This is a genomic window from Paenibacillus sp. FSL K6-1330 (assembly GCF_037976825.1).
GTDB lineage: Bacteria > Bacillota > Bacilli > Paenibacillales > Paenibacillaceae > Paenibacillus_AQ.
Genome location: NZ_CP150269.1, coordinates 4377259 through 4395184 on the forward strand (window position 1 = coordinate 4377259; position 17926 = coordinate 4395184).

Sequence of the window (17926 nt, forward strand, 5' to 3'; positions counted from 1 at the left end):
CCGTTCGCTAATGGCCGTAATCATTTGCAGCTCTCGTAATACTTACAGTTCAAAAATACTTCCAACCGGTAGACACTCCCAGATCGCTCCGCCCGCACTTGAATGAGTTTACTTTTGTCGATAAGTATGTTACGATTCCACCCTCAAACTCAGTCGCATCGCCTTGAGCCTGACTCGACCCTCGAGCCGTGGCTTCAGCCCTGCATCTTCGTCAGGTCTCCAGGCCGTCCAGGTATTCAATCGCCCGTTGAGCATACTCTTTGGCAGGATGCATCTCAGGATCCTGCTCACCCTCCAGCATCGCCCAGCCGTCATAGCCGCGTTCAACAAGCTCTTTGATAATCGGCGCAAAATCGATGCATCCGTCGCCAGGAACCGTAAACACGCCCCTGCGGATGCAGCTTACGAAATCGCAGTTGTCCAGGCGCGCCTGTTCCAGCACATCAAGCCGGATATCCTTCAGATGGATATACGCGATCCGGTCATAATGCTTGCGGAGCAGCTCCAGCGGGTCGTTTCCCCCGTAATAGGCATGACCGGTGTCGTACAGGAGAGACACCAGCGAAGGGTTAGTCATGGACATCAGCCGGTCGATCTCGTTCGGCTGTTCCACAACCGTGCCCCCATGATGATGATAAGCCAGCTTCATGCCGTAGCTTGCCGCAATCTCTCCAGCCTGGTTCAGTCCTTCCGCCAGGCTTTCCCATCCGGCGTCATCCAGACGGAGAACGATGCTCTCATTCGGCGTCCGGCGGGGATCGAAATGAAGTGATCCCCCTACCTCCGCCGTGCTGATCACCTTGCTGCCTAACCCGGCCAGAAACTCCGCGTGCCGTCGGTAATCCTCCAGCTCCTGCCTGCGATAGTCGGGATCGGAGAACAGCACCGACTTCCACTGGGAGACCAACTGAATGCCGCGCGCATCCAGCTCCCGTTTCAGCACTGCCCGATCCTCGGGGAATTTCCTTCCCATCTCCGTGCCTGTCAGACCCAAAGCCGCAATATCATCCACAATCATCTCAAACGTCGTGTCGTCTCCATGGTCCCTAACGTCCTCGCCGACCCAGTTAATCGGATGAATCCCTAGCTTGAACAGCCTGTCACTCATTACCATCGCTCCTTTGCTTTGTTTAGCAGGGGTTTGCTTCTTTCCTCCTGGCCCTTAAGTTCGACCGGCTTCCTTTCCAGAGGCACTTGTTTATCCTTCATTGCTCCGAAGCGCTTGTGCGGTCTTCCGTGCTCCGAGTCGCTTATTTATCCTTCCTTGCCCCTAGTCGCTTGTATAGCTTGCCTTCCGTCGCCGGCCACCCGAATTTAAGCTTTCTTCACCGGGCCAAATAGTATGGCGCCTGCTCCAGCCGCTAGTAGTGCCTTGCTTCCTTGCTTCGGGCCGCCATCTGGCGCTGCGCTTCGGCCACCTTGCTTGAGGCCGACACCTCCGGCACCTCTACGCGCCACCAGGACTCATAACCGTCGGTGTTCGTTCCCGGAACGACCGGAATCTCGATCAGCGTTGTCACGTTTTCCTTCTGCGCCAGGAGCAGCGCTTCATGCAGCGCCTCCGGCCTGTTGGCCTTGTAGGCTTTAGCGCCGAGCGCACGCGCGTGCGCGGCAAAATCAATCGGGATGTACTCTCCGGTCAAGCGACCAGTCCCCTCTTCGCGGCGTCGGAACTCATTGCCGAACCCGTCGCTGCCGTTGCTCCGCTGCAGATTATGAATGCATTGGAAACCGTGGTTGTCGAACAGCAAAATCGTTATCTTCCGCCCTTCCTGCAAGCTGGTGACCAGCTCCGAATGCATCATCAGGTAACTGCCATCGCCGACCAGCGCATAGACTTCACGGTCCGGCTCCGCGAGGGCCGCACCCAAGGCGCCGCTCACCTCGTACCCCATGCAGGAGAAGCCATACTCCATGTGGTACGTCTTCGGTTCGGAAGGTCTCCATAACCGGTGCAGGTCTCCCGGCAGACTGCCTGCCGCACAGACGATGACGGAAGATGGGGAGATGACCTCATTGATGACGCCAAGGGCTCTCGTCTGCGACAAGCCGTCCGGATGCTCGGCAGCGTACAGGCGGTCCACCTCGCTGTCCCACTCTGCTTTCAAACTGGCAAGCTCGTTTTCTTCGTAACCCGCTTGATAGCCGTCCCTAGACAGCATCTGATGCAGCGCTTTCAACCCTTCCTTCGCATCGGCAATCAGCGCTTCGCCGCCGAGCTTGGCGCCGTCCGCGCTGTTGACATTCAGGTTCAGGAACGATACGTCCTCCCTTTGAAACGCCCATTTGGAGGACGTTGTAAAGTCAGAATACCGGGTGCCGATGCCGATAATCAGATCAGCTTTCGCGGCGACGCGATTCGCCGCCAGCGAGCCCGTTACGCCCATGGCGCCGAGGTTCAGGGGGTGTTTCCAGGAAAGCGCGCTTTTGCCGGCCTGCGTTTCAGCGACCGGGATGCCGAAAGCTTCCGCAAATGCAGCCAGATCCTTGGCAGCTTCGCTGTAGTGCACGCCTCCTCCTGCAATGATGAGCGGACGCTTGCTGGCTGCAATCCGTGCCGCCGCACGCTTCAGTCCTTCCGCCGACGGCGGGCGGCGGTCGATGACGTGTACCGTTTTCTCAAACAGCGAATCCGGATATTCGTACGCCTCGGCCTGCACGTCCTGAGGCAGCGCCAGCGTAACCGCCCCTGTCTCCGCCGGATCGGTCAGCACGCGGATCGCCTGCCGGGCGGCCGCGATAAGCTGCTCCGGCCGGGAAATCCGGTCCCAATACCGGCTCACTGGCTTGAATGCATCTGCGGCCGACACGGTGTAATCCGACGGGGCCTCAATCTGCTGCAGCACCGGATCAGGCTGGCGGCAGGCAAAGTTGTCACCAGGCAGCAGGAGTACCGGGATGCGGTTCACCGTTGCCGTAGCTGCGGCGGTGACCATATTGAGCGCACCGGGTCCGATGGACGAGGTGCAGGCCCATATCTGCCGCCGGTTTTTTTGCTTTGCGTATGCCGTGGCGGTATGCACCATGCCCTGTTCGTTTTTGCCCTGAACATAAACCAGTTCTCCCGAGCTTCGTTCCAAGGCCTCGCCAAGACCGGTTACATTCCCGTGTCCGAATATCCCCATCACCCCGTGCACGAATTTCGTCTCCACTCCATCAACAGAAATATACTGTGCATCCAAAAACTTCAGCAGTGCTTGCGCCATCGTTAATCGTGTCGTCGTCAACCGGTTCATCTCCTTTTCAGCTTTTCATCGTCGTTGCATCCTATGGATAAAACTTAATGTGAATTAAGCGCTTAACCTGTTGGATCGAGGCGCTTAACCATCTAAGAGTTAAGCGCTTTACAGAAAGTGTATGCCTTACTGGCCACCCAGCATGCCTTTCAATTTTATGATACCCCCGCCAGCATCATGATGCCGGTCCCGTGATTGTCATTCGCCACCATGAGCAGATCCTGCTTGTAATAATCCCCGGTAAAGGAATAACGGGACCCGCTTTACCCCGTGCACGCTCCCGCGGCGATCGTTGGCTCTTCCGGTCAGCCCCTGCCATGCCCGAATGGCGATATCGACGAACGCTGGAATCCAGAATTTCCAAAAAGGAAACGCTGTCATTTATTATCAGATTAATCATCTGCTCCAACCGATACAATCTGACGTTTATCACCAGCAGACCCTGGCTTCCAAAGGGGAGCGGCAAATTTTTGTACATGGAGACGACCTGCTTCGGTTCGTTCTCCCCCAGACCCGTCATGGAGCGTACGGCCGACGAACCCCGATAATCGTGCTCCTTCGCGGCGTGCTCGATAAAAGAACGGTCCGGAAACGATGAGAGGGAACTCTGTCCGCTGGTGGTCAGCACTGATTGATCCGAATGACAGTACAAATAGACTGATCAATCAAGTCGCTGTCCGTTTGCAGCACGCGAAGTCGTTTCACCAGGGAGTACATCAGATTCTGGTCGGATGACGGGGTACTGAACAGATAGCTTGAATATAGGGAACTTGCCTCCACTTCGTTCAGCACGTTCATCTCGATCGCATGGATGGAGCGGTCAAGGTCTTCCATAATAAATCTGGTGGATATACCGTTCACCTTGGCCGCCTCTTCGCGTGAGGCCTTGTTAAACATAATAAAAGAAAGAAACACGATAAGCGTAATGGTGATAAGGAAAATGGGGAAATAGGAAAGCAGCTTGCGATACCAGTTTTTCCAGGTTAAGCGTTTTACTTATGCTTGTGCTATATTGTAGCACGGCTTTGTCCCTCAATGGAAGAGCGGTGACTCCAAAGGAAGGACTCCTGAAAGGCATCTTTTACCTTACACCATGGTCATTCTGATTCGAGAAACCAACTCAGACGATGTTATTAGAGCAAGATTTTACGAATACTGTCCTCTCCATCTCTAACACTTGAATGCAATCGGTTTCTTCCTGCTTCATGCATCATTCGCACCGAAAAAGCAGGTACAGTCTATCATCTTCTCAACACGGTACTTAAAACAAAAAAGCCGCGAATCTGCGGCTTCATTTACCCTATATGTTTTCGTCCCCAACAACACCTGCATGAGCAGGCTACCGTCCAGCCAAGGCCAAAGTTGTATCAAAATGTTCTAAGGCTACTCACTCGTTCCCTTCAACCCTTCATGAACTCCGAAATCATGACTTTTCGTCCCGTCTTGGCACTCTCCAATGCAGCCAGCACCATCGCCATGCTGTAGACGTTGTCGCTGCAATCCGTCTCCGGCTTGATGCCGGCCTCGAGAGCATGAAACATATTTTCCAGGCAGCCGTGATGTCCGGTCTTCTCCATTTCGGGCAGCGTACCTTCAATCCGTTCATACTTCCGGATAAAGTTTCCTGATTGATCCCCTTCCGCCACGATCTCCGCATAAATATCATCATGGCCGTCCCAGATCGCCGTTCCTTTCTCTCCCGTCACGCGCCATGCGGCTTCCCAGGAGGTTTGGGCTCCTTCGGCGCACCAGGAACCGCGGTAATTGAACACGGAGCCGTCCGACATTTCATAGATGCATATCGCCATCGCGTTACCGGCATACCAGGAACCCGGCGGGTTAAACTCCTGACAGTACACGGATACCGGATCGGCTCCGCTGATCATTCGGGCCTGATCGAAGGTGTGAATGGCCATGTCAAGCAGCAGGGGACTGTCCATCAGGTCCCGAAACCCGCCAAAATGGGCGCCAAGGAAAAAATCCGCCCCTATGAACCCGGGCTTTCCAATCACTCCACCTTCAATCAAATCCTTGTATGCCTGAATTCGCGGATCAAATCGGCGGTTTTGCATGACGGCATGGGTTCTGCCTGCCGACTCTGCGAGCCTCACGATATCCAGGCATTCCCTCATCGATTCCGCTAACGGTTTTTCGCTGAATACATGACACCCGTGCTTAAGCGCTGCCGTGCTAATCCCATAGTGGCTGGCGGGAATGGTCACATCAAATACGATATTCGCTTCGCTTGAAGTAAGGGCCTCCGTAATATTGGTATATAGGGGACAAGAAAGTCCATGCCGATCGGCAAATGCCTTTGCAAATTTCTCTTGGATATCCACGAGGCCCACGATTTCAACGTCCTCTCGCCCTTTCGCATATTCCGCCCATGTATTCGCCATACTGCCGCATCCTGCTATCACAACTTTAAATGTCGTGGTCATGCTAACTCCCCCTGAATACGTCATAATGTTGTAAACCGCTTACAATTTCACATCCTGACCCGTTGTCATCATTCCAATATTGGCTTAATGTAAATGAAGCAACTTCATTATAATGGCGAAACTCAACAATTTCTCTATACAACCTTGTGCATTACCACTCTTATCTTGCGGTCCGAGGTGAAATCACATGTCCAATCCAAAAGAGCTTCATGAAAATACGAGACTAGACTATAAAGCCTATCCTGTGCAGGTATTTAATAACTTCTGCTCCCATGCCAAAACGAAAGACTGTATCCTGTATCTCCACTGGCATGAACACTTTGAGATCATTAGCATGCGCCAAGGGCACGCGGTATTCCATATTGATACAACTCCGTATGACGTAAAGGCTGGAGAAGTTATCATCATTCCCGGCGGCAGCCTGCACGTGGGATATGCCCTTGAAGATGGCCACGTGCGATTTGATTGTGTCGTGGTGAATGCATCCCTCTTTAACGATTTCCTCCATGATCCGATTCATGTGCGTTATGTCGCTCCCTATATGGAAGGCCAGCTCCGTTTCCCAGTCAAGCCTGCCGAGAACCACCCTGCTGGCGCAGACTGCTATCCGCTGCTGGATGAAATCATTGAAGAGCTTGTTGCCCGCCGTCCGGCCTATGAGCTCATTGCCAAATCCAAGCTGTACACACTGTTCGTTCTGCTGGCACGTACATTCATGCCCTTACAGTTCACGGAGAAGTCGGCCGAGCCGTATTTTGCGAATCGGGATCGTTATAAAAAACTCATTCAGCACATCGAGAGCAACATCGGTGAGAAATTGTCGGTAGAGACCGCTGCTGCAGAGGTCGGTTTGAATCCGTTTCATTTTTGCAAAATGTTCAAGCGTTTAACAGGGCGCACATTCGTCGATTACGTCAACCTGACCCGGATGAATGAAGCGGAGAAGCTGCTTCGCGAACGGACGTTAACCATCACGGAGATTGCCGGCATCGTCGGCTGCAGCAACCCGAATTATTTTACTAAGCTGTACAAACAGTACAAGAGCATGACGCCTTCTCAGGCTAGGCAGTTATAGATCCGGGTTCCAGAACACTCCTTAACGAACGATCTGCGGCCATGACCTGTACGAAACGCCAGCTGAATCATAAGTATGGTGACGAATATGCAAAAAAAGACTCCACATGCAGCAGCTTTCGCTGAAGCAGAGTCTTTTTGTGAATTTTGGATCAAATCAGCGCCTCTAAGACCTAATATGCCTTAGGCACTTCCACCTTTCTGGTGTTCCCATCCTCATTCGTGAAATAGATATGAACCCCATGGTCCTGATCGTCCAGAAAATACGAGACGTATTTACTCTCTTGTGCCCTCATGGGAACCAGGAGGGTCGCGATGCGATGGCTTGCGGCTGATTTCGTTTCAGCATGCAGATGCCACTGATTATCCAGTCCATCGATTTCTTCGGGGTCGACATCGGTGAACTGATTATGCTGATTCAGCGACAAGTCGCCGGATGAGCAGTACACGAATCGCCCTTCCATTTCCGCTTTGCTGCCCATCACCCGAAACGTCTGCCCGGACAGCTTCATCCGGTTCAGGGTATGAAACAGCCACTCGATGCTGGCTGGCTTGGCAAGATCCACCGTATCCACGATGACAAAATAAGATTCGTCAAAAAAATAGATCTCGCGCACATACCGCTCCAGATAAGGGACATTCTCCCGATAGGCCTGCGTAGCGTTCATACGGGCGTACCCATAACCCGATGACGCATCAACTTGCTCGACCTTTCCGCTGGCTTCGATGCAAAGCACCTTATCTTTTCCCGCATACTGACCATGGCCATCAATGAGAATATTGTTCGTGGAACGCGTCTGCCTCCGCCAGTTCATATGCATCGTGCTTCCAAAAGCGATGTAATATCCACTTTCAATTGCGAGAGGTTCGCCATACGCGTGCAGCAAGAATCCGTTCTGGTCACCGTGACTGTGGCTCATGGAACCGTAACGGCTGCTCTTTGCAAGCAGCATAATATGCTCATCCGGATCATCCATGCGGTGATGCATCGCCACCCAGTCAATATCGCGGAACCATTTGACGGCTTGGATGGTTCCATCCTTCGCTTCCGAGACGTTATCTATAGAAAACGGAACGGTAACAGAAGGAGAAACAGCTTCCACCTGAGGGTAATCATGCCGATACAGCATATCGTCAAAGCGGAAATCCCACCAGCCGTAATTGTAAAACTTGGAGTCGGCGTCCGTATCCGCCTTAACTACTTGTTCATAATACCACTGATATAATCCATTCCCTGTAATGCCTGCAAACTGGCGAATATTGAAAGCCGTCTTCAGACTGACGGGTTCGCCGAGATAGGACTGGTCCCCGAAGCTGGCCCGGATCGTATCCGGACTGCTGCAGTAGAGTGGGAAATCGCCCGTGCGCCCAAAGAACGGCCGTTGATAGAAATCGATGGATACGTAGTTGCGAATGAGATTGAGCGCATCGATCACAAATGCCATGCCCGTTGTCCAATAGAGCGGCCCCTCGGCCCAGCCTCCATCTTCTCCGCCCCAAGGCGAATAGAGGCAGGCGTAGTATTCCAGCGTGTAATCCAGCCATGTCTGTGCCTCAGCCTCTTCATGAAGCATGGCAATACAGGCCGGGACAAGCACCGAGGACAACGAACGAACAGCATGGCTGTCATAAGGGACATGATGGATTTTCGAGCGCTCCATCACATGGAAGGCCACCTGCTTCGTACGTCGCAGAAGAGCTCCCCTGACGAGATCAATCTCCTCTGCGCTGAGGTAATCGTGGAGCCAGTCGTATCCCCATGCAAGTGCACCAACCATCCGAAACGCGGCTTCATCGTTATAATCTCTGGATGTTGTTCCCTCCGTATCCCACCGGGCCGCGTGGAGCAGCCAAGTCTTCGCTTTGGCTATTAAAACATCATCCTGCAAAATGACCCCTGCCACGCTTAAGTGCCGGATAACATACAACGTTTCTTGGCAATCCATGTACATTTTTCTCCACAGCTTGGCGACACGCTTATTGCCGGGATAACGTTCCGGCTCCGGGATTAACGGCTTATCCAGCCACGGAAGGACCGATTTCTCGTAAAAAGCGCGCCAGCCGCAGTAATCATCATCCTTTCGGAGACCTTCCCGGAACGCCTCAATTCCCTGTTCGTCCAGCCATAACCGCGGATGACCGGTATACGTGCGTTCGTACCTTTCCTCTCTGCCAGGCAGGGGAGTCTCGGGCAGCCCCTCCGGGACATGAAACATTCGGGATTGGCTCCAAGAAGAACGGTTATGGTCCAAGTCTGCCGTATCCTCCACTTGCTCCCCGGTCAGCAAGGCATATCGCCAATAATAAGTACCCGGCTCCAGAGGTTGCTCCGGCGTGTATAAGTTATAGGGAATCGGCGATATCGTTGTTGTCGCTTCAGTTTCATACGAGGGCGAGGTCGAAATTTGCAGCATATAACGGTCGTTATCCAGCTGTCCCGGCATCCAGGTGAAACGAGGAGGATTCTCAAGCAGCTTACTCTCTTCATCCGGTTGATATGGCACGGACAACAATCCGCTTTTCGGTTCAAACAAGGTTTTCATCGAGTACCCTCTCCTTCAACCCGTTGTTGGTCATCGTGAAGCTTCTCGCGGTCCTTCCATCGGACAGGCTGAGCCAATCCCCATCTCCCGACCGGTTCCATTCCAATGTGAGCGGCTCGGTGCCGGTACGGTAAACGGCAATGAAGCGGGCTTTCGAATCTAATCGGTGAAGCCGGATTCCTTCCATGAGGCGGCCGGGATCGTCAGCAAGCCCAGGTGACTCCACCTGTGAGCATTCCATACCCTCGAAGGCGATAAATGAGATTACCGCCAGTGGCCCTGATGCATTGGCAATGTGGAGATTGAATTGCAAGCCATCCTGGGACAAGACGTGGGTGCACCTCTCTTTTACATATGCGTATCCATCTTCGTTTCCAAGATCCGTTTTAACGCGGCCCTGATCAGCATTTTGAAGTCCGCTCAGCTGTCCCATGCCAACGTAATGGAACCACCAATCCACGACTGCCGGTTCATCCAATTCCACTTCAAACCAATCCAGCAGCCACTCTTCCGTCAATATCAAATGTCGGTCCAGAATGGCTTGATCGTAGGCCTCATCGGCCCGCACCCAAATATAGGAACGGTTTGAAGCGGATTCATACCGTATGCACTTGCCTTCTGCCGGATTCTGGGAACGGCCTCCTACCGAGACGGTATTGTGGCAGGCTGTATGGGGATACCACTCCTTCTTCAGGATCGAACCGTACGGCACGGTTCCACGGTCTGGTGAAAGAGGCTGGTTCCCGACATGAATCATCAGATTCAGTTTATCGAAGTGACCATGTGATCCTCCATGAGGGCCAAAATCGACTAACGCCTGAAGCCCATTCGAATGGTACGACTTCAACAGGGCGAATCCGCTGTGAGGAAGAAAGACGGTAGGAGTACACAGATCGGACAAGTCGTTCTCGTTTCTGCCTTCGATGTCCCATGCTTCATTACCTTCAAGTTCATGACCTGCTTGGTTTGCATGTTCTGCATCGCCTGCTGCCTGGACTTCTCGTGTAACTCGGACTTCGATGATGTCCCCTACTTCCCATACTCCACCCGCTGCCTCCTTATGAGAACCCTTCGCCTCAGAAGCAGGCATTCCGTATTTCCCATCCCAATGGCCCGTTCCGTATAACAGAGCTTCCAGCATGCCAACCCGGCCGGCTTTTCCATTCAGTTCACGATACACATTGTCTAGCAGTCGTTGATAGCTCTTGTCTCCAAATACGGATAAACCGATTTCCGCAATCTCGGCAATTTCTCGCGCATAAGGAGCCCTGCAATAAGGACCGTCGTGAAGTGCTGGCAGGAAGCCGTTTGGGTCTGCCAATCGAACCAGTACCGTCAGCATGCCCTGCATGGATTGGCCTTGCTCTCCTCTCAGGGAAAACAGCTCTTCACCAACCCGGCTCCCCATTTCCGCAGCAATCAGATAAGCACGGAGTACGAATACGTGGTAATAAATGCTTCCTTCAAATTCGAGCTGATCCGGCCTAATGGCAATGCTGAGATGATGCCGCAGGCCGCCTTCCTTCACGACCAGCTGCCGCAGCTTCTCCGTTTCGCCTTGTACCGCATAAATACTGAACAGCGCGGCAATCAGCCAGGCGGTATAGTTGTTCTCGGGATTTCCGCGCTCCCGGGTCAAAATATGATGATACTCTGTCATGCTGCTCTCGAGCATGTGCAAGAACCGGTTAATCTTCCGGCGATCAGCCTCGTCGAACGACACTTGCGCATCCTCCAGCAGCAGGTAGCCGCGAAGCAATGTCGTTGCCCATATGGCCTCGGTCAAAGCCTGATGGAATGCGCGCCCTTTCAGCATCCAGGGCTGCGCATCGGGATGAACCGGGTATAGCGGAAATTGCTCCGCATAGCGGACAATCAACTTTTTTCCAAGATCGGCGTAGGCCTTCTCTCCGGTACCGGCATAGACGGCGGCAGATTGCAGGACGTATCGGGCCATGGCCTGATGCTTGAATACCAGCCATGCCCCCCTGTACGGTTCTCCTTCCACTTCGCAGCCATACGGACAACGAAAGGTGCTGCAGTCCGCCTCGAGCGGATCAAACACCAGTTCCGTGTGATGTTCGGGACACACGTATTGGTGCCACCAGCCGCCTGGATCAACGGGAACATCCAGCCTCCGGTCGATGACTTGATCGAGCTCGGCCTTCAGGATATCGATCGTTTGCACGCTCCAAGGGTAGAATTTCGACTTCGCGTTGACCTTCATCCAATCCCTCATCGCATGAACATACCGCCGTTAATTTCGATCGTCTCCCCAGTTATATAAGAAGACAGCTCCGAGACGAGGAACAGAACGGAGCCGGCGACATCGTCCGGGGTGCCCTCTCGGCCCAGCGGGATACCCTTGATCGTTGCTTTTCGCGCATCATCCGGGGTAAAGGTCGCATGAAACGCCGTTTGCCCGATAAAGCCGGGGGATACCGCATTCACATTAATTCCGCTTGAAGCGAGCTCCTTCGCCAAGCCTTTGGTAAAGCTCAGGACGGCAGCCTTGCTCGCTGCATAAATGCTTGCGCCCGGTCCACCGCCATTGTGCGCCGCAACGGAAGTCATGTTCACGATACGGCCTTGACCGGCCGCTTTCATCCCCGAAATGACGGCTTTGCTCACGAATACCGTGCTTTTCATATTTACATCCATGACCTTGTCGTAGAGCTCCTCGGTCATTTCCGCATTCGCCAGACGCTCAACCAAATGCCCTGCATTATTAACCAGAATCGTAACCGGGCCGCCGAATGCCTTCTCTACTTCAGCTACGAGCGCCTCTGCCTGCTCCACATGCGTAACGTCTGCTTGAAATGCATGAGCCTCACCGCCAAAACCTCGAATCTCCGCTACGGCTTCTTCAGCGGCATCCTTGCTGCTCAGATAGTTTAGGGCTACCTTAGCCCCACTTCTTGCCAGCTTCAACGCAACTGCACGACCAATCCCTCCACTCGAACCTGTGACTAATGCGATGTTACCCGATAAGTTAATATGCATATTGATCCCTCCTGATTAGGTTTGCAGCTGTTTCAGTCTGCTTTCTTGTTCACGCACTCTTTCCATTCGCGGCATCGTCATGACGATGCTTGTGCCTTGATCCGGCGAACTATGAACCGTTATCCCGTACTCTTCGCCGTAAACCATCTGAATTCGCCGATGGACATTCACGATACCGATGCCACCCCTGCGCCGGGCATGCATCCCCTCTTCATCATCGACCAAGCGGTTTTCCTCGAGCCTTTTGCGCAGTTTATGAAGCTTATGGTCAGCTATGCCTGCCCCATTGTCCTCGACGATAACCAGCAAGTTGTCCTGTTCGATTCTCGTGTCGATCCGAATGTAATGCCATGCTTCGATCCCTTCCGGAAAAGCATGCTGAAAAATATTCTCGACAATCGGTTGTAAGGAGAGCCTGACCATCTTCTCCAATAGGAGCTCGGGCGGCGTCGCCACCTCGATCTCGAAATCGCGCCCGATCCGATGCTGTAAGATCATCATGTAATGCCGCACATGATTCAGCTCGTTGGCAATGGTGATTTCCTCCAGGTTGGTCTGAATGGAATATCGAAGCATGAAAGCCATGGCCTCCACCATGTCCGAGATCTCGTCGGAATCCTGAACGATCGCGTAACAATTGATCGTTTCCAGCGTGTTGTACAGAAAATGCGGATTGATCTGTAATTGGAGCGCCTGGAACTCTGCCCGCTGGCGCTCCAGCTGGATGTCCTGCAGCTCCAGCTGCGTTTTCTGATTGTGGAGCTCCGTGTCGTATACCTGCTCGATCATATCGGACAAGCGGCTAACCATGAGATTGTAGCTATGGATCAATCCGCCGATCTCGTCCTCCCGCGGCTTCACATCGGTGATATGCGTCCAGTTTCCTTTCTCCGTCTGCCTCATCCCGTTCTTCAGATTGCGGATCGGGTTCACGATCGATTTGCCGAATCTGTAAGCCAGAACGAGCGCAATGATCAAAGTGACAACGCCTACGATAATGGTGGTGGAGCGAATGCCCGAAATCGGCGCCCGAAGCTCATCCAGCGGCATCATAATGACGAGGCTCCAGCCCGAATACTCGGACTGGCGCGAGATGATCATCGCTTTCTCGCCTAGCACCGGTTCAATGAAGCGATGATCACCCTTAGCGATAATGCGCTTCGGCAGGTCCGTGGTCGTGATTCCCTCCATATCCACGTGATCTGGGGCATAGACGACCTCGCCTTCGCGATCCAGGATGAAGAAGAAACCCTGCTCTCCAAGATCGACGCCATTCCATAAACCCGACAACTGATCTTCATTGAACTCCACCGCGAGCACACCTTTAACGTCGTAAGAATCCATTCCCCGGATTTTGCGGGCAACCGTAATGACGTTGTCCCGATCCTGTTCCAGCAGGCTGGTCTTCAAGATGACGATCTCCCCGTTCCCCGGCGTTTTCTCCGTCAATTCACGAAGTCGGTCCGACGGATCGATCGACATGGCGGAGAAATTCTGATTCTGATCGAAAATCGACCGGCCATGGAACCCCAGTATGTACATCATATGGGTCTGGGTGGGGTATTGAATGAAGATCTTCTGAAAGACATCCTTTCGAATGAGATGGGTGAACCGGTAATGTTCGTAGCTGTCGCTGGGGTCCATATCCAAAAATCGCTTCACCGAATCCTGCAGCAAAATCGTATTGCTGATCCGCTCGAACATCTTCAGCTGATTATCCGTTTGCCTTGCGGCGTTCGTGATGACGGTGGTCATATACTTCTCGACCTGCTCGTCAATCGCTTCGGATGATTTCATATAGAAGAAGACGCCGACCGTCGTAAGCGAGAACATCACGACGATGAAAAAGTACAGGAAGATTTGACGGGACAGGCTCCTCCGCATCATTGTATCCCCAGCATCTCCCGGTATTCGGAAGGGGTGTATCCGGTGACCTTCTTAAAGGTTTTCGTAAAATGGGGATGATCCGCATACCCCACTTCGAACGAAATGTCCGTAATTTTATAATGCGGAATAGCAAGGAGCTTCTTCGCCTTCTCCATTCGTTTCTTGATCCGGTAATGGACAAAGGTCTCGTCCGTCATCTGTTTGAACAGCTGGCTGAAATACGACGGATTGAGTCCGAGCATATCGGCAACCTCATCCAGCGAGAGATCGCGGGACAAATTGCGCTCAATGTAGGCTTTTGCTTCCTCGACAGGCTCCTTGGCATTTCCTTTTCGCTTCTCGCGTATGAGCTTTACCGTCTGATCCACGGCTTGACGAAATCTCTCGAAATAATGATGGTTTCCTCCGGGTTCCGACCCCGAAATGCCTGTCATACGCTCAAATGAATACACATCCCGACCGTTTAATTGCTTGATCAGTTTCGCATACAATTCATCCAGCAATTCCTGAAGCTGAATCGATTCGAGCCTGCGCTCGTTGCAGTAATCCTCGATTTCTTGCAGCTTGTTCTGGATATCGTTCATTTGTAAATGCCATACGGCCAGTTCCAACTGCTCGAGCCAATCCTCCAGCTTGGAGAGCGGAAAATAAAACCGCTGCTTCTCCTGCATGGACTTTCGATCCGCCATCAATTTATTCATGGTGTTATGTACCACCGATTTGGTCACAGGCTTGAGCAGATACTCCTTAACCCCATACGACATGCATTTCTGGGCGTATTCGAAATCACCGTAACCGGAGATGACGACCACCGTGATATCGCCGTATTTTTCATAAAGCTGCTTGCTTAGCTCCAAGCCGTCCATCTTTGGCATTTTAATATCTGTAAAGATGAAATCCGGTCGTGTCGTCTGGATCGCTTCCAATGCTTCCATGCCGTTGCCGGCCGTTGCCGCTTGAATCATGGCCGGATCCGTCTGCGTGATCAGTTTCGCCAAGCCCATCCTTATCATAGGTTCATCATCAACGACCAGAATGCGGTACATCACCCATTCCCCTTTCAAAACAGCGAGAGTAGTTTAGCTTTAGCAAGATACTCCTCTGCTTAGACAAGCAGAGGAGTCATTCTTCAACACTATACTAAAACATGCTCTGCTTATTCGAAAGCGTTTTCTTTTTCGTTATATCGTTTCGTGGCTTCCTCAATAATCTCGCTGCCGCCTTTGGACAGATATTCCTCGAGCACCTTGCCATAGTTATCGATAGGCTCCCTGCCGTATACCATGCGGAGCACATGCTCTAGAATCAGCGGCGGCAGTTCATCCGATTTCGGATTCAGCTCCGGATATTTCACCATCGCCTCCAGACGCGGATCGAATTCAATGCCGCGGCGGCCCTCTTTCGTAAGCATATTATCAAAAGCATTAATCAGCTCTTTGCCGGAATCCGACAACTCGGATACGCGTTTGTTGTAGGTCGTGTCCTGCACCAGCCACAGCCAGTAGTTCAAATAACGCATTTTATCCGCTCCTGCCGTGTCCGTTGGAACCTCGAAGATCGGCTTGCCGTCGGTTACCTTATAATCCTCGCCTTCAAGGCCGAAGCTGAAGAACAATTCCGCATCTTCACTGACCATCCAGTTGAAGAACTTCACGATATCCTCCGCTTTATCCTTCGCCTTTGCGTTGATGAAGAAGGAACGCGTGACCGGATTGTAATGGGCATATCCCCCTTTACCGTCTGGTCCTACAGGGGAAGGAATCAGCGCTACTTTCGCGTCCGGCACATTCTCCTTCAGCTGGGTGCCCCAGATCGGAAGCTCATTCGCGTTCATGGACCACATGCCCGCTTTGCCGCTCGTGACAATGGATTTGAAGTCCGCGCTTTCAATCGTCGCGAATTCCTTGCTGATCAATCCTTCCTCGTGCATCGTCTTATAGATCTGAATGGCTTGCTTCATGCTTTCTTCATCAAAGAAGGTTGGCTTTACCTTCCCATCCGGGAACACCTTGAATTGGTTCAGGTAACCCAGCACGTCATACGCACCGAAGAAGGTATCCGCATATTTGAAATTCTGACGTCCGGCATAAGGCTGCTCCACCCCGGCTTCCTTGAACGCGCGCAGCACATCCATCGTCTCTTCCACCGTTGTCGGGATCTCCTTGCCTACCTTCTCCAGCAGGTCGGTCCGAATCCATGTGGCCCGTCTCGACGGATTGGACAAGATTTCGGGAATTCCGTAAATATTGCCCGTCTTGGAATCCGTCATCCGCTTCCAGGCTTCCTCGGGGATAAACTTGAGCAGGTCCTGCCCATGCTCCTGCAGGAGATCGTTCAGCGGGAGAAAGACTCCGTTCTCCACGGCACCCGCCAGCTCGGGACCGCTGATTCCGCCAGTGCCCTGCACCACATCCGGAATGTCATTCGTTGCGAACATCTGCACCATTTTATCCTGATATTCGTTATGCGGAATCAGACGGATATCCAGGTCCGTATTCGTCATTTTCTCTAGCTCCAGCACGTACTTATCCTTGTTGATATCCGGATTCTTCTCAACGTAGGATACGTTAAGCGTCCGCATCGAAATGGAAAATTTCGATGCCCCCGCTTCATTCCCGCCTTGGTCGTCTCCGCCGGCATTGGCTCCTCCGCCTCCGCCATTGTTGCCCGAACAGCCAACGAGCATGGCCAGTACGAGACCTGACGTAAGCGCACGTGTCCAGCTTTTTCTCATGAATACCCCTCTTTTCAAGCTATTATAGTCGCTTATAACAGCGCTTTCAAACTTAATATCAGTATAGAGAGCCGTCTGGGCGGGAACAAGGAATGTCTTTGGCTCGGTTTGTCGTTTTTTTAGGGTTATTCCTTGATCGACCCGATCATCATCCCATGAATGAAGAAGCGCTGCAGAAACGGATACAAGAGAATGATGGGCAGCGTGGCTACCAGAATAACCGCCATCTGAATGCCCTGCACGGACTGGGAGCTTGCTTCGAATGCCATATTGCCCGTATCGGTCAGGCCCTCGTTCACCAGAAGCTCCCTCAATTTTACCTGGAGCGGATACTTGGCCCGATCATTGATATAGTAAAGGGCGTCCATATATTTGTTCCAATTGGTTACGGAGTAGAATATCCCTACCGTCGCCAGCGCCGGTTTCGATAACGGAAGCACGATGCTCCACAGGGTACGGACCTCGCTGCATCCGTCGATTCGGGACGAATCGATCAGTTCGCTTGGAATTTGGGTGAAGAAGGTTCGAAGCACAAACAGATTGAATGCGCTGATCGCCGATGGCAGCATCAAGGACCACAGCGTGTTGACGAGATTCAGCTCGCGCATCAGAATGAATTGCGGGATCAGCGGTGCCGTGAATATCATGGTCATCAGGATGATAATCATGATTGTTTTCCTGCCGACGTATTCGGGCCTGGAGAGCGGATACGCCAGCGAAGCGGTTGCTGCCAGATTGATGAAGGTTCCGAATAGCGTAATATAGACGCTGATCCCGAATGCCCTCCAGATGGAAATATCGTTGAATACATGCTTATAGTAGGCAAAGGTAAATTCCACCGGCCAGAACATCACTTCTCCGCGATCGATAGCGCCTGGGCTGCTGAACGACTGGGCAATGACGTTGAGAAAAGGGAGCAGCATGGTGAGTGCAAGAAAGGTAAGGATGATATAGTTCAATACAAGAAACAGTTTTCTGCCCGCACTGTCATATTTCACGTTGGTGGTC

Annotated in this window: 13 protein-coding genes; 1 reads left to right on the forward strand and 12 read right to left on the reverse strand. The window is 52.5% G+C overall.

Annotated features, from left to right (window positions below; translation table 11 throughout):
- Nucleotides 1-211: 211 nt before the first annotated feature.
- The 5 genes from iolE to NYE54_RS19690 form a co-directional block, all read right to left on the reverse strand.
- Entirely contained in the window at nt 212-1108 is an 897-nt protein-coding gene (gene iolE, locus NYE54_RS19670) for a myo-inosose-2 dehydratase (protein WP_339265569.1), read from the reverse strand.
- A gap of 253 nt (nt 1109-1361) precedes the next feature.
- On the reverse strand, nt 1362-3227 hold the full coding sequence (iolD, locus tag NYE54_RS19675) for a 3D-(3,5/4)-trihydroxycyclohexane-1,2-dione acylhydrolase (decyclizing) (protein ID WP_339265571.1): 1866 nt from the start codon (nt 3225-3227) through the stop codon (nt 1362-1364).
- A gap of 184 nt (nt 3228-3411) precedes the next feature.
- The gene (locus NYE54_RS19680; RefSeq protein WP_339265573.1) at nt 3412-3864 is read right to left on the reverse strand and encodes a hypothetical protein; all 453 of its coding nucleotides are present in this window, start codon (nt 3862-3864) and stop codon (nt 3412-3414) included.
- Nucleotides 3858-4097 (reverse strand): hypothetical protein, encoded by a 240-nt coding sequence (locus NYE54_RS19685; protein WP_339265575.1) that lies wholly within the window; start codon nt 4095-4097, stop codon nt 3858-3860. The genes NYE54_RS19680 and NYE54_RS19685 overlap by 7 nt, the downstream gene beginning before the upstream one ends.
- Before the next feature lie 539 nt (nt 4098-4636).
- Nucleotides 4637-5677 (reverse strand): Gfo/Idh/MocA family oxidoreductase, encoded by a 1041-nt coding sequence (locus NYE54_RS19690; protein ID WP_339265576.1) that lies wholly within the window; start codon nt 5675-5677, stop codon nt 4637-4639.
- 187 nt (nt 5678-5864) lie between these two features.
- On the opposite strand from NYE54_RS19690, the gene NYE54_RS19695 reads away from it, so the two are divergent.
- Complete coding sequence (locus NYE54_RS19695; protein ID WP_339265578.1) at nt 5865-6752, forward strand: AraC family transcriptional regulator; 888 nt, start codon at nt 5865-5867, stop codon at nt 6750-6752.
- A gap of 172 nt (nt 6753-6924) precedes the next feature.
- Here the strand turns inward: NYE54_RS19695 and NYE54_RS19700 are convergent, their stop codons facing one another.
- From NYE54_RS19700 to NYE54_RS19730, 7 genes are all read right to left on the reverse strand, one after another.
- The gene (locus NYE54_RS19700; protein ID WP_339265579.1) at nt 6925-9294 is read right to left on the reverse strand and encodes a DUF4962 domain-containing protein; all 2370 of its coding nucleotides are present in this window, start codon (nt 9292-9294) and stop codon (nt 6925-6927) included.
- A complete protein-coding gene (locus tag NYE54_RS19705; protein WP_339265581.1) occupies nt 9278-11521 on the reverse strand; it encodes a heparinase II/III family protein in 2244 nt (747 codons plus the stop codon). The genes NYE54_RS19700 and NYE54_RS19705 overlap by 17 nt, the downstream gene beginning before the upstream one ends.
- Before the next feature lie 8 nt (nt 11522-11529).
- Nucleotides 11530-12297 (reverse strand): 3-oxoacyl-ACP reductase family protein, encoded by a 768-nt coding sequence (locus tag NYE54_RS19710; protein WP_076321757.1) that lies wholly within the window; start codon nt 12295-12297, stop codon nt 11530-11532.
- 15 nt (nt 12298-12312) lie between these two features.
- Nucleotides 12313-14184: a histidine kinase gene (locus NYE54_RS19715; RefSeq protein WP_339265584.1), complete on the reverse strand. Its 1872-nt coding sequence runs from the start codon at nt 14182-14184 to the stop codon at nt 12313-12315.
- On the reverse strand, nt 14181-15230 hold the full coding sequence (locus NYE54_RS19720; RefSeq protein WP_339265586.1) for a response regulator: 1050 nt from the start codon (nt 15228-15230) through the stop codon (nt 14181-14183). The genes NYE54_RS19715 and NYE54_RS19720 overlap by 4 nt, the downstream gene beginning before the upstream one ends.
- Nucleotides 15231-15340: 110 nt before the next feature.
- Complete coding sequence (locus NYE54_RS19725; protein WP_339265588.1) at nt 15341-16918, reverse strand: extracellular solute-binding protein; 1578 nt, start codon at nt 16916-16918, stop codon at nt 15341-15343.
- Nucleotides 16919-17043: 125 nt separating this feature from the next.
- Nucleotides 17044-17916 (reverse strand): carbohydrate ABC transporter permease, encoded by an 873-nt coding sequence (locus NYE54_RS19730; protein WP_215162994.1) that lies wholly within the window; start codon nt 17914-17916, stop codon nt 17044-17046.
- Nucleotides 17917-17926 lie beyond the last annotated feature (10 nt).

Excerpts from the sequence above, each read along its gene's own strand:
- iolE (WP_339265569.1), bottom strand. The coding sequence starts at position 1,108 with ATGAGTGACAGGCTGTTCAAGCTAGGGATTCATCCGATTAACTGGGTC.
- NYE54_RS19690 (WP_339265576.1), bottom strand. The coding sequence starts at position 5,677 with ATGACCACGACATTTAAAGTTGTGATAGCAGGATGCGGCAGTATGGCG.
- NYE54_RS19695 (WP_339265578.1), top strand. The coding sequence starts at position 5,865 with ATGTCCAATCCAAAAGAGCTTCATGAAAATACGAGACTAGACTATAAA.
- NYE54_RS19700 (WP_339265579.1), bottom strand. The coding sequence starts at position 9,294 with ATGAAAACCTTGTTTGAACCGAAAAGCGGATTGTTGTCCGTGCCATAT.
- NYE54_RS19705 (WP_339265581.1), bottom strand. The coding sequence starts at position 11,521 with ATGAAGGTCAACGCGAAGTCGAAATTCTACCCTTGGAGCGTGCAAACG.
- NYE54_RS19710 (WP_076321757.1), bottom strand. The coding sequence starts at position 12,297 with ATGCATATTAACTTATCGGGTAACATCGCATTAGTCACAGGTTCGAGT.
- NYE54_RS19715 (WP_339265584.1), bottom strand. The coding sequence starts at position 14,184 with ATGATGCGGAGGAGCCTGTCCCGTCAAATCTTCCTGTACTTTTTCATC.
- NYE54_RS19720 (WP_339265586.1), bottom strand. The coding sequence starts at position 15,230 with ATGTACCGCATTCTGGTCGTTGATGATGAACCTATGATAAGGATGGGC.
- NYE54_RS19725 (WP_339265588.1), bottom strand. The coding sequence starts at position 16,918 with ATGAGAAAAAGCTGGACACGTGCGCTTACGTCAGGTCTCGTACTGGCC.